General features: G+C 64.0%; 12 protein-coding genes. 2 read left to right on the forward strand and 10 right to left on the reverse strand.

Annotation, left to right across the window (positions count from 1 at the left end; genetic code table 11):
* Positions 1-20: 20 nt before the first annotated feature.
* The 4 genes from Pan44_RS03280 to Pan44_RS03295 all read right to left on the reverse strand — a co-directional run bounded on the left by Pan44_RS03280 (position 21) and on the right by Pan44_RS03295 (position 4,055).
* On the reverse strand, positions 21-1,190 hold the full coding sequence (locus tag Pan44_RS03280; RefSeq protein ID WP_145027208.1) for a dienelactone hydrolase family protein: 1,170 nt from the start codon (positions 1,188-1,190) through the stop codon (positions 21-23).
* Complete coding sequence (locus Pan44_RS03285; protein WP_145027210.1) at positions 1,187-2,332, reverse strand: THUMP domain-containing class I SAM-dependent RNA methyltransferase; 1,146 nt, start codon at positions 2,330-2,332, stop codon at positions 1,187-1,189. The genes Pan44_RS03280 and Pan44_RS03285 overlap by 4 nt, the downstream gene beginning before the upstream one ends.
* 355 nt (positions 2,333-2,687) lie before the next feature.
* Positions 2,688-3,368: a deoxyribose-phosphate aldolase gene (gene deoC, locus Pan44_RS03290; RefSeq protein WP_145027212.1), complete on the reverse strand. Its 681-nt coding sequence runs from the start codon at positions 3,366-3,368 to the stop codon at positions 2,688-2,690.
* 93 nt (positions 3,369-3,461) lie between these two features.
* Positions 3,462-4,055: a 5-formyltetrahydrofolate cyclo-ligase gene (locus Pan44_RS03295; RefSeq protein ID WP_145027214.1), complete on the reverse strand. Its 594-nt coding sequence runs from the start codon at positions 4,053-4,055 to the stop codon at positions 3,462-3,464.
* A 223-nt stretch (positions 4,056-4,278) separates the two neighbouring features.
* Between Pan44_RS03295 and Pan44_RS03300 the strand changes: the two genes are divergently transcribed.
* Positions 4,279-5,226, forward strand: a complete 948-nt coding sequence (locus Pan44_RS03300; RefSeq protein WP_145027216.1) for a nucleoside hydrolase — start codon at positions 4,279-4,281, stop codon at positions 5,224-5,226.
* Positions 5,227-5,261: 35 nt separating this feature from the next.
* On the opposite strand, the gene Pan44_RS03305 is transcribed toward Pan44_RS03300, so the two are convergent.
* Positions 5,262-7,574: a serine/threonine protein kinase gene (locus Pan44_RS03305; RefSeq protein ID WP_145027218.1), complete on the reverse strand. Its 2,313-nt coding sequence runs from the start codon at positions 7,572-7,574 to the stop codon at positions 5,262-5,264.
* Between the two features lie 451 nt (positions 7,575-8,025).
* Between Pan44_RS03305 and Pan44_RS03310 the strand changes: the two genes are divergently transcribed.
* Entirely contained in the window at positions 8,026-9,315 is a 1,290-nt protein-coding gene (locus Pan44_RS03310) for a putative sugar nucleotidyl transferase (protein ID WP_145027220.1), read from the forward strand.
* An 11-nt stretch (positions 9,316-9,326) separates the two neighbouring features.
* Here Pan44_RS03310 and Pan44_RS03315 read toward each other — a convergent pair whose 3' ends face one another.
* The 5 genes from Pan44_RS03315 to Pan44_RS03335 all read right to left on the reverse strand — a co-directional run bounded on the left by Pan44_RS03315 (position 9,327) and on the right by Pan44_RS03335 (position 12,303).
* The gene (locus tag Pan44_RS03315) at positions 9,327-9,674 is read right to left on the reverse strand and encodes a hypothetical protein (protein WP_145027222.1); all 348 of its coding nucleotides are present in this window, start codon (positions 9,672-9,674) and stop codon (positions 9,327-9,329) included.
* Positions 9,675-9,753: 79 nt separating this feature from the next.
* Positions 9,754-10,791, reverse strand: coding sequence for a ferrochelatase (locus tag Pan44_RS03320; protein ID WP_145027224.1), 1,038 nt, complete (start codon positions 10,789-10,791; stop codon positions 9,754-9,756).
* Between the two features lie 116 nt (positions 10,792-10,907).
* Entirely contained in the window at positions 10,908-11,132 is a 225-nt protein-coding gene (locus tag Pan44_RS03325; RefSeq protein WP_145027226.1) for a hypothetical protein, read from the reverse strand.
* Positions 11,133-11,218: 86 nt separating this feature from the next.
* Entirely contained in the window at positions 11,219-11,851 is a 633-nt protein-coding gene (gene hisH, locus Pan44_RS03330) for an imidazole glycerol phosphate synthase subunit HisH (RefSeq protein WP_145027228.1), read from the reverse strand.
* 158 nt (positions 11,852-12,009) lie between these two features.
* On the reverse strand, positions 12,010-12,303 hold the full coding sequence (locus Pan44_RS03335; RefSeq protein WP_231754213.1) for a hypothetical protein: 294 nt from the start codon (positions 12,301-12,303) through the stop codon (positions 12,010-12,012).
* Positions 12,304-12,326 lie beyond the last annotated feature (23 nt).

The raw sequence follows: 12,326 nt of genomic DNA on the forward strand, positions 1-12,326 counted from the left end.
TGGCCATCGCCATGCAGGCGTTACTCGACGGCCTTGGCCGCGGTTGCTTCTGCGGGTTTCAGATGGGCGTCGAGGAAGCCGTAGATCAGTTCGCGGGATTCATAAGGGACGGAATGCCCGCGGCCGTGGACGAAGAACGCGAAGTTCTGGGACGCCTTCTCGAACTGGTAGGCATCGGCGACTTTGAGCAACGCCAGGACACGCTGTCGCTGCGTCAGCCCGTCGCCGTCGTTCAGGGCTGAGACGTCGAGCAGCGCCCGGGGCGCGACGAGCGCCATGATCTCGTGGAAGTCGATGGGGGGCAGCTGACCTTCGAGCAGGTCGGGGCGCAGCGGCTTGAAGTAGATGTACCAGCGGTTACGTGACCACTCGGTCGCCTTCGCGTTCTGACGGAACGTCGGGGCTGTGCAGTTCGAGGCGGCCGCCTTGATCCGTTCGTCGTAGGCGGCGAGGAACAGCGTTCCCTGGCCGCCGAGCGAGTGTCCCATACATCCGATGTGGTCCTTGTCGACTTCGGGGAGCGACTGCAGAACGTCGATGGCGATCGAATGCTCGTAGGTGAATTTGCCGACGGCCGTCCAATCGGGGTGCTTTTCGTAGAAGGCCGAAGTGACGTAAGAGCCCTCTTTGGGGATGCGATGGCCGGCGGTGAAATGATCGGGGGCGATCGCGACGTATCCGCGGCGGCAGAGGTGATCGAGGTAGGCCTTGTCCGGTGTGAACTTCGGGCCCGCGAGTTCGGCGAGTCCTGCGGCCATCTCCTTGCCGCGATCAGATGTGCCGTGCATCGCAACCACGCCCGGAAGCGACTTCTCGCGTTTGAGCGGAATTCCGATATAGGCGTGCGCCCGTTCGTCGGCCTCGACCGAATAGCTCACGAGACGCCGCTCGTAGAGACCGTCGACAACCACCGACTCGTGCACCTGGAGATCCAGCGGCGGGCGTTTCGCCGGCTTGTGCTGGTCTCGAAGAAGCTCGAGATAGCGGCGCTTCAGATCGGACTTTCGCGCGGACCATTGCTCGGGCGTGGTGACGCCCTCCGTCAGGTCGTCCCAGGTCGAAACGATCTTCTCGGGGGGCGTGAGCGTCCGGCCAGGCTCGGCAGCGTGCAGCGCGAGGGGCGTTGCGAGGAAGGCCAGGGCCAGCGTGAACGGATGCAGGCCGATGGTGGTGGTTCGGAGAATCATCATTCCTCAATCCGCGGGGGCTTCGGCCCGAAATACTGGAACAGGGTGCAGGCGAGCTTCGCGTTGTACAGCTTCCGCCGACGATCGGCCGACCATCCGAAGATGGCTTCGAACTCGGGATGGGCAGTCAGCAGGTAGAACGACCATGTGTCGAGCGACTGACAAAGATCCCCAAGGCGGTAATACGTTTCCTCGGCTTCATCGATCGTGCCGAGGCGTTCGCCGTAAGGAGGATTGGAAACGAGGCAGCCGTAGCTCGGCAGATCTTTCCATTCGGTAACGTTGCGCACGACGAAGTCGATATCGCTGCCGACGCCGGCCGAAATCGCATTTCGACCAGCCAGGGAAATCGCGCCCGCATCAAGATCACCGGCCAGGAGCTTGCCGTCGCTGGGCACGACCGCGGCACGGGCTTCCTCGCGGGCTTCGTCCCACAGGAGCTGCGGAACGCGGTACCAGTGCTCCGCGGCGAAATGACGGCGATAGCCGGGAGCCATCTTGCGCCCCAGGAGAGCGGCTTCGATCGCAATGGTTCCAGAGCCGCAGAACGGGTCGAGGAAGGGCCGGCCGTGACGCCAGTAGCTGAGCTGCAGCATCCCTGCGGCGAGGGTCTCGCGGAGCGGCGCAGCCCCGGATTTCACGCGGTAGCCGCGCTTGTGAAGGCCGTCGCCCGAGGTGTCGATCGAGAGCGTGACGAGGTCGTCGACGAGCGAGACCTCGATGGCGTATTCGGGGCCCGTCTCGTCGCACCACGTGAGACCGTAGGCCGCCTTCAGCCGTTCAACGATCGCCTTCTTCACGAGACGCTGGATGTCGGGCGTGCTGTGAAGCTGCGAACGGACGCTGCGGCCTGCGACCGGAAACTTCGCGTCTTTCGGAAGCCAGTCTTCCCAGGCGATCGCCCGCACTGAATCGAAGAGGATCCCGAAGTCGACGGCCTCGAACCTCGCTGGTACGACGCTGACGCGCTCGGCCGATCGGAGATTGATGTTGGTGCGGCAGATCGCCAGCTCATCGGCCTTGAACCACACGCGGCCGTCTTCGACGGTCGTGTTCTCATAGCCCAATTGCTTGAGCTCGCGGGCGACGACCGCTTCGAGTCCAAACGCAGTGACAGCGGCGAGCTGAAAAGACTCAGTAGACACAGCAGCACGACCGCGCGGCGCCGGGCCGCTCAAAGGAGGAACAGAAGAAAACGGGGGGGACGAAGACGGTCAGTATGAAGGACGATCGGTCGCGATGCGACCGGCGGGACGGGAATTGTAGGGCAGTCGCGTCTCGCAGCCCGGCTGGCCGAACATCGACGAGCCCGGGCTCGGAGAATCGCCCGAATCGAGGCGGAGGCTTCCCGCTGAAGCGAATCAGTCGGGCTGCTTCGCGTTGCGGCCGCACTCCCTGGATGGAAACTCCCGATCGCCCCCTGCGGGAATCTGAGTCACGGCGCGATGGGCGGGAGTGAACCACCGAACACAAGGAAGGGGGTGAACGGCTTCGCGGCCGTTACGCGAGTCGCCCGCGAGCGTCGTCGAGGACATCTTTCGTGCGGCTGCACCCGACGCGGGTCACTCCCAGGGAGCGGGCCTTGAGAATGCTGTCGAGGTCGCGAAGTCCTCCGGCCGCCTTCACCTGGACGTGCGGAGCGGAGTGTTTCCGCATGAGGACGAGGTCCTCCCAGGTCGAACCGCCGGAACCGTAGCCGGTCGATGTCTTCACCCAGTCGGCGTCGAGCTCGCTGCAGATCTCGCAGAGCCGGATTTTGTGTTCGTCCTTGAGATAGCAGTTCTCGAAAATGACCTTCACCTTGCGTCCGTGAGCGTGGGCCGCATCAACGACTGCGCGGATCTCGTTGCGAACGTAGTCCCAGTTGCCGCTGAGAACCTGCCCGATGTTGACGACCATGTCGAGTTCGGTGCAGCCCTCGGAGATCGCCAGGGCCGCTTCGGCCCGCTTCATGGCGGTGGTGTGTCCGCCATGCGGGAAGCCGATCGTCGTGCTGGGCTGGACGGTCGTCTCTCGCAGAACTTCCGCGCAGCGCCTGAGATAGAAAGGAAGGATGCACACGCTGGCAACGTCGTATTCCACCGCGAGCTTCAGCCCGGCCTCGAGTTCCTCGGTGGTGAGGACCGGGTTGAGCAACGAGTGGTCGATCATCTTGGCGATGTCGGCGACGGTCACGGACATGCGATGCTCCTCGAAAAAATGAAGCCCGGCTCTTTCGCCCTTTGACTGCAAGCCGGGCTTCCGAATTTCAGGCCGTGTGAAAAGCCGGGACCCTTACGAGCGGCCCTTGCCTTCGTAAACGGTCTCTTCGGTGACGACCTTGTCCATGAAGATGTCGTGGCCGTCCATCGGAATCTCCGGGAACATCTGGCACTCGAATGCCAGGGCGACGAGCGGCGTGTTTGCGCGGCAGTGCTCCAGGAGCTTGTCGTAGTAACCCTTGCCGTGTCCCGTCCGGCCGCCGCGTTTATCGAAGGCCACCCCCGGAACAAGGATCAGGTCGAGATCCTTGACATCGACCTTCTTCTCGGCGACCGTCCGCAGCTCGGCCTTCGGCTCGAGGATGCGGTACATGCCGAGTTCGAGCTCGTCCATCGACTCCAGGTGAAACAGTTCGAGCTCGCCGTCGACGCAATACGGGACGATGATCCGCTTGCCGCTTTCAAGGGCGATCGGCAGCGCCTGACGGGTGCGGACTTCCGAACGCACGTCGATGTAAAACATCACCGTCTGTGCGGCGTTGTATTCGGGCAGCGCCATCACGCGGGCGAGAATCAGCTTGCTGAGCTCATCTTTCTCGGCCAGGGCATTGCGATTCGCGTGGGATTGCTCGCGAATGGTTTTCTTCAGTTCAGCGACGGACGACATGGACTACAACCCGGGAAGAACGCGAATCGGCCGCTGCAACGGGGGGCGCGGCCATTCAGGCAGGCTCAAACGATAAGCCGCGGGGGAACCGCTGTCACGAGATGGGCCGAGGCAAGTTGCTCACGGCTTGAATTCGCGGGATGTCGCCGCGACATTGAACTGGAAGCCCGGTGACGAACCGGTCGCCAGATGAGAGGGTTTCTCGCGGGAGGCGAAGCGCTCCGTGCCGGTCAAACTGATTATTGATTCCGATCCGGGAATCGGCGACGCCGTCGCCGTCGCCCTGGCGGTGCTCGATCCGGAAATCGAGCTTCTGGCGATCACAGGGGTCGCAGGTCGCGTCAGCGGCGACCAGGCGACCCGCAACCTGCATGGTGTTCTTTCCGTGCTCGATCCGTCGCGCTGGCCGCGCATCGGGTGTGGAGAAGGACCGGCATTCTTCTGGCCTCCCGAGCCGGGCTCGATCGAGCCCGTGCTCCTGCATGGGCCGCAGGGAGTGGGGGAACTCGACGTCCCGAACACCGGACTGCACCAGAAACACGACTCCTGCAAGGTGATGTGCGAGATCGTCCGCGCTCACCCGCAGGAGGTGACGATCCTCACGCTCGGACCGCTGACCAACCTCGAGCGCGCGGCCGAACTGTGGCCCGAGTTCTGGGAAAGCGTTCACGATGTCGTCTGCCTCGGCGGAGCGCTCAATGGACCGGGCGATGTCACGGCGGCTGCCGAGTTCAACATCTTCGCCGACCCGGAAGCCGCCCACGCGTTCCTGAGATCGGCCGTCACCAAGACGCTGATCCCGCTCGAGGTTGCCAGGCATCTGCAGCTCAGCTTCGAACAATACACGCGGCTGAATAACGACAAGTATTCGCGCGTCGGGCAGCTCCTCGAGAGAACTCTTCCCTTTGCACTGCGGTCGCATCGACAGCATCTCGGCAAAGAGGTGTTGTGGATGCCGGAAATTGCGGCGCTGGCCTCGATTTCCCAGTCGCGGTCGTTTGAACGCGAGACGATGGCGGTCGACGTTGAGCTGCAGGGGCAGCTCACCAGAGGAATGACGATCGCAGATCGGCGACCGACATCACAATGGCGGCGCAATACCGATGTCGCCACCAGGTATGACGTCCGCAGCGTGCTCGACTGGATGACGCGGCTGCTGGCGCGAGGGTGACTCCGGTCCCGGCCGTTCCGGTTGACCGGTCGTCTTCAGTCCGCCGCTTTCTCGACGTCGGTGTCGCGCATCTGCACGATCACGATCCAGCCGGTGTCGCGCAGCTCCTGCGGCCGGCCCCGCACCAGCACCGGCTCGAACGCGGCCAGCCAGGTCCCCGATTCAGGCGGATCCAGCGGATCCCGGTAGTCGCGGATCAGGTTGTCGGGCAGCTCCGCTCCGGCCTCTCCGGCCATGCGCGTGGCGCGCATCTTGAGCAGGCGGCCCAGGTAGTCCGGGTGAATCCGATAGTTCTCGGCTTCGTCGTCAGGCTCCGTCGATTCCTTCATCAGGGGGTGATGCAGGACCAGACCCTGGTTCGAGTCGCCCAGTCCTTCGATGCGGTCGGCCCGCGTATCGACAAGGACCGCAATCTGATCGCTGCCCAGGCCGAACTGCAGGACGCTGAACTCACCAAGGTCCACCGTCATCGCCAGCACGCCGAGAACTTCCCGGTGCGGAGTCCCGGCCTTGCCGCTCCAGATCGGCGCAGAGAATGCCACCTTGAGCATCCCGCTCGAGCGGCTGGAGTACACGGCCGAGCGATAGACGTTGTGGATCGGCAGCGCCTTGGACGCTTCTTCCGGCGTCAGCTCGCGCCCGAGGCCATGGAAATAGTCGCGGAACGCGAAGTTCTCGCCGATCGTGTCAGAGGCCGGGGTCCGCGCCTGCTGTGTTCCGTTGCGGGCCATGACGAACCAGCTGCTCGCCTTGGCCGTCTGGTTGTGTTCGATGTAACGGCTGTCGAGCCAGGCCTGCAGCGTCTTGCGGACCGAATCGTCGTCCGGAGTCTTGTTGAGGGCGATTAGCGCCGTCCGCAGCTCGGTGTCGTTCGCTTCGGTCTCCAGGATTCGCCAGCGGAGATCCACTTCACCGGCCACCGTTCGCGCAGCAAAGCGCGACGCAACGCGGAGACCCTGCTCGCGCGCGAGCTCAGCCGTGACCCGCGCCCCGCGTTCGTGACCCGCCAGACGCTGGAACGCGATAGCGGCGCTCGCGGCGCCCAGGATCGCCAGGACGCCGATCAGCGTGAGCACCTGGGCCGCACCGCGGTGATGCCGAGACCACCGACCGAGCGACTGCATCCACGAATCGTGGGCGATCGAGACCGGTTCATCAGCGAGGAACCGTTCGACGTCGCGGGCGAGATCCAGGGCGGTCTCGTAGCGCTCGCCCGGGTTTTTCGCCATCGCTTTCAGGCAGACCGCTTCGATGGCGGAGGGGATGTTCCGCTGCACCGCGCGGGGGGACGGAAACGACGCCGTGCACGCGCGGTCGATCACTTCGCGGGCGCTGCGTCCATCGTACGGAGCGCGACCGGTCAGGATCTTGTAGAGCGTTGCGCCGAGGCTGAAGATGTCGCTGGCGGGCGTAAGGTCAATGTTCCCCGAAGCCTGTTCCGGGCTCATGAAAGCGGGCGTCCCCGCTCCGCCGCCGGAGGAGTCGTTGCTTCCACCCGCCGTCGGCATCAGCGTATGTTCGCCGCTGGCCCGCGCCTGCTCGTCGCGGCCGATCGGCATCGCCAGGCCCCAGTCCACCACGAGCGTTTCCCCGAAACGCCCGAGCATCACGTTCTGCGGCTTGATGTCCCGGTGGAGCACGCCGCGGTTGTGGGCGTAAGCAAGTGTCTGGCACGCAGTGACGAAGCGGCCCAGCAGGTCGCGCAGTTCGATCGACTGCGCGGCGGTATTGGATTTCGCGAGCGGGTTCTCGTGATAACGGCGAATCGCGTCATCGAGGGTTTCGCCGCGGATCAGCCGCATCACGTAGAACGGGCGGCCGTCCTCGGTCTTCCCGAATGCATGCAGCGGAACGACGCCGGGATGCTCGAGCCGCGCGGTAATCTCGGCTTCGACCTGGAACCGCTGGAGGCAGAGTGGGTCGCGGATCAGTTGCGGGTGGACGAACTTGACGGCGACGTCGCGATTGAGCGTGCCATCTTCGGCGGCGTAAACCGCCCCGAGGCCTCCCTTGGCGAGGAACCTCAGCTGGCGGAAGCGGGCATAGGTGTCGAGCTTGTCGGGAGCCGGGACGTTGGGATCGACGTTCGCGGCCGGGGTGCTCGCGTCCGACCCCGGGACATAGGTGGCCAGCCGACGGGCGTCGCGCTCCTGAAGGGCCGCGATCTTCCAGCGGACTTGGTCCATGAGTTCTGGGACGTGCGCGCAGAGCGTCTCGGCAGAGAGAAACTCTCCGCGGGCGTTCGCTTCCTCCCACTGCAGGAGAAGGCGATCGATGATGGAATCTTCCGCACCGCGGACCGTCCCTGACCCAGGTCCGCGGCGGTCGTCAACGGGCGGTTGGTTCATGGCAATCGGTGATTGCAGGTCCTATGCCGCGTGTGCAGGGCGGGAGGGCTGCTGGAACAAAGCTCATGTTCGAAAGCTTCTCAACGATCCAGACGCGGTTGTCGATCGCGTCATCGGAGTCCAGGCAGCGAGCCTGAATCCGGCAGACTCAATGGTGTTCTCTGATGGATGACATCATATCGACGGAGACGCTCCGGCGCATCCAACGGCCGACCACCAATCGCGCGGACAGGACAACCCCGGCCGTCTCAACCGGAAGGATTTACAAGGAAGTGTTGCAGGAACAGACGTCGCCTGCGTGTTTCGAACGATTCGCGAATCCAGCGGTGAAACTGCGCCAGGCGGGCGGGACGCGCCGATGGCGGAGACCGTTCGGGAATTGCTCTAGCTGCAAGATTTGCTGGAAACGTAGATTGCGCAATTCAGGTTCTGTTTGCAGGGAAGCAAACCTATGGAGCGACTGGTCTTTTTCGAGGACGCAGCGGCGGAAAATTTCCGACCGCTGACGTGGCTGCGTCCCGTCTTTGAACTCCGCTGCGGGCACTACACCGTTCGCGAGCGAATGCTGGCTGCGTTTCCGAAGGCCGAGTGGGGCGTCTCGATCCGTCCCGACTTGGCCGAGGTCTATGCCGAAGAGCATCCCGCCGCGCATGTGAACAAGGAACGATGGCTGGCGGCGGGGCCTGCACTGCTGGTGAACGGCCGATGGATCGGTGACCCCGCGTTCCTGGCGTCGCTCACCCCGGGAGAGGCGGTCATCTGCGACGGCGTGGTGGCCGCCATTCGCGTGGATGCGGAAGAGGCCGCTGTGTTGTCGTCGGTTCCCGACTGGACGAACGCGATCACCCGCCTGGCAAACTCGCGGGACGCAGTCACGCGTCCGGGGCGCCTGCTGGAGTATCCGTGGCATTTGATTGAAGCGAATCCGACGCAGCTGACCAGTGATTTCCGCGCCCGCCGTCGCGGGCCGACCAAAGCCAACCTGAATGCCCAGGTGGCTATCCAGGGACGCGACGCCGATGTGTTCATCGATCCCTCGGCAGAGGTTGATCCCTTCGTCGTGCTCGATGCGCGGTCGGGGCCGATCTGGATCGATGCCGGGGCAAAACTGCAGCCGTTCACCCGCCTGGAAGGTCCCTGCTATGTCGGGCCGGGAAGCCAGCTGTTCCGCGCGAACGTTCGTGAAGGAACCACCATTGGACCGGTCTGCCGGGTCGGCGGGGAGATCGAGGAGAGCATCCTCCACGGATACGCCAACAAGTATCACGACGGGTTCCTCGGCCACAGCTACGTCTGTCCCTGGGTGAACCTGGGGGCGCTGTCGACCAACAGCGACCTCAAGAACGACTATTCGGCCGTCAAGGTTCCGCTGTGGGGCGAGCCGATCGACAGCGGGTCGACAAAAGTCGGCTGCTTCATCGGCGACCACTCGAAGACGGCGATCTGCAGCCTGTTCAACACCGGCACTTCGGTCGGCGTCATGAGCATGGTTCTCCCCGGTGGAGAACTCCTGCCGAAGCACATCCCGAGTTGCAGCCGCTACTGGCACGGCACGATCGAGGAACTGCCTGCGTTCGACGCGGCTCTCGAAACGGCCCGTATCGCGATGTCGCGACGGAACTGCATTCTCTCACCCGCCGGGGAGCGACTGCTGCGCCGCGTGCTGCATCTCACGGCCGAAGAACGCGAGGTCGCCAGCCACCGCTCCCAGATGATCCAGCAGCGACTGGTCCTGCGATAGACTTGGCAGGCTCATTGTGCCGGCGGAATGACGAACGAGAACGCCGGCGGAACGTCGTGCGTCAACGGGACACTGCGGATCCGTTCGGCCAACCCGCGGTTGTGCCGGAGCCCCTCGCGAATCCCTTCCCGCATCGCGTCGGTCAGGTGCGGGGCCGGATGCCATTCGGCGAGCACCGCCAGTTGGTGATCGTCATAAGCCATCGGCGACGCCGGTTGCGGGACGGCGGGAGAAGTCGTCGACTCAGGCATCGGATCGGCGGCAGGGCTGGAGACCGGGGTCGTCAGCGACGCGATGACGGCGCCCGAAACCACGGTGGTCATCTGCGTCGTGAAATCGCGACGGGAAACTGTCGACATGCGAGTGACCAACGGCGAGCGTCTGTGGGAAAGTCGAACGCGTCGAGAGTGTAGCAGCCTGCCTCCGTTCGGGCCGGTTTCACGTCCGGGCTGGCTCCGGTCGGCCAGGCCGCTGCGGGGCCGGGCAGCAACCGGCGGCGCACACATCCCAGTTCGGACCGAACTTTCCAATCGCTTCCCGGGGCGTTCCAGGGGCGAGACGCTCCTGGATGAGCTTGCGGATCATGCTGATGAAACGGGAATGCGTCCCGACCGTGCCAGCTCGGTGCAGGGTCATCTTCAGTTCGTCGGCCAGTTGGACGCACTCTTCATCGAGATCGAACAGCACCTCGATGTGATCCGAAATGAAGCCGATGGGAGCGATGACGACATGGTTCACCCCCCGCTGGCGAAGGGCCGTCATCGCGTCCTTCACGTCGGGCTCGAGCCACGGATCTTCCGGCCGTCCGCTGCGGCTCTGGTAGACGAGCTGAACGCGATCGGACGGGAACCCGATCGCTTCGGCGATCAGCCGGGTCGATTCGGCGAGCTGTTTCACGTAATCGCACCGGCTGGCCATCGAATCGGGGATGCTGTGCGCCGTGCAGAGCAGGTGAATTTGGTCGCGGTCGGCCGCGTCGAACTTCGCGATCTCGTGTTCGACCCGTTCGACCTCGGCGGCGATGTAGTCCGGGTGGTTGTAGAAGACGCGGAGTTTGTCGATGACGGGGGCGTCGTCGCCGACGACCTGCTGGGCGGCGGCGATGTTCTCGCGGTACTGGCGGCAACCGGAATAGGAACTCTGGCCTGACGTCACGAAGGCGAGCGTTTTCCGGCGGCCGTGCCGGGCCATTTCGGCGAGTGTGTCCGGCAGCAGCGGATGCCAGTTGCGGTTGCCGAAATAGATCGGCAGGTCGATGCCGTGCGCGTCAAGCTCCGGACGGAGCGCGGCAATGAGCGCCCGGTTCTGGGCGTTGATCGGGCTGACGCCGCCGAAATGCTGGTAATGCTCGGCAACTTCGAGCATGCGTTCGCGCGGGACGTTGCGACCGCGAAGGACGTTTTCCAGGAACGGAATGACGTCGTCCGGACCTTCGGGGCCGCCAAAGGAGACGACGAGGATGGAGTCGTAGGACATGCAGGGAACGGGAGCGTGAGAGCGGTCAGGGGGGCGGACCCGACAGAATACCGTCAGCCGCGAACGGCATCACATCCGACCGCAATTCACTTCCCGCCTTCACCGGAATCCTCGAATCACTGCTTCCGGACGGGAACGCGTTTCAGGCTGTTCCGGCGGCGTTTCAGCCACAGGCCGACGCCGAATCCAGCGACGAGCAGCAGGACGACGGGGGCGATGTGGATCGGCTCGACGAGATAGTGCATGGTGGAGTCGCCTTCCGTGACACCGTGGCCTGGATGTGCCAGAAGAGATCCGGTGCAGACGAGGCAGGCCGTCAGGCTATACGCAAACAGTCGCATCCGGTGATCCGTTCCCTGGTACAAACTGGCCCGGGTTCCAATGTGGCCCGGCCTCTAAAACTGGCCCGAAATCGCTCGCGATCCGTTCAACGGGCGACTGGGGAATCCAGTGTCGCGAAGTTGCCGAGCAGGTTCAATCCCTGAGTCTGGCTCTTCTCCGGGTGAAACTGCGTCGCGAACAGGTTGCCGCGGGCGATCATCGCAGTGAACTCGACACCGTGCCCGGCCGTTGCGGCAATGACGGCCGGATCGCGGGGTTTGACGTAGTAGCTGTGAACAAAATAGACCGATGGGCTCGGGCCGGCCCCATCCAGGAGCGGATTGGGCTTCCGGATCGTGAGGGTGTTCCAGCCCATGTGCGGGATCTTCAGGCCGGGCTGCGACTCGAAACGGACCACCTCTCCCGGCACGATTCCGAGCCCTTCGTACTCGCCGTCTTCGTAGCTGACGTCGAAAAGGAGCTGCAGGCCCAGACAGATGCCGAGGAAGGGGCGATCGGCCGCGATGTGCTCTTTGATCAGCCCGACGAAGTCGTGGCGTTTGAGTTCGGCGATGGCGTCACGAAATGCGCCGACGCCGGGCAAAACCAGCGAATCAGCTCCGGCTGCTTCTGCCGGCGTGCGACAGATGACCGCCCCGGCGCCGACCTTTTCGAGCGCCTTCTGCACGCTGCGGAGGTTGCCCATCCCGTAGTCGATGATGTGAACCGTAGAGGGCATGGAGATTGCGTCGCAGAGAGCAGGGGGAGTTTGCCCGCAGAAGGGCGGAAATGACATCGGGCTTCTTCCGAGAACCGGAAGAAGCCCGAGAAAGGTCAGATCCACACATCCGGGCGGGTCTCAGGCGTCATAGAGGAGCCTGGCCGGCCGGCGAGGGTTCACAGTTCGTCGTCGTCTTCTTCCGACGAGGCGAACGAAGGGTGATTGGCGAAGGCGGCGTCGGCCGGGCCGTGGTCGTAGCAGTCTTCGTCGTGCCACAGCGGCACGCCAGCTGCATACCGGGCAGCGAGCATACGGACCTTGTCATCCGAGCCGGGCTTGGCGGCCGTCGGAATCAGCGGGTCGATTCCCTCAAACGATTCAATCTCGAATTCGCCTTCAGCCTCGTCGAAGCTGAGCTCCGTGCCGATAGCGACGTCAAATTCCGGGTCCACTTCAAAATGAAATTCCATGTCGCTATCTCCGTCCACCGAAT

Source organism: Caulifigura coniformis, from assembly GCF_007745175.1.
In the GTDB taxonomy this organism is placed as follows: Bacteria; Planctomycetota; Planctomycetia; order Planctomycetales; family Planctomycetaceae; genus Caulifigura; species Caulifigura coniformis.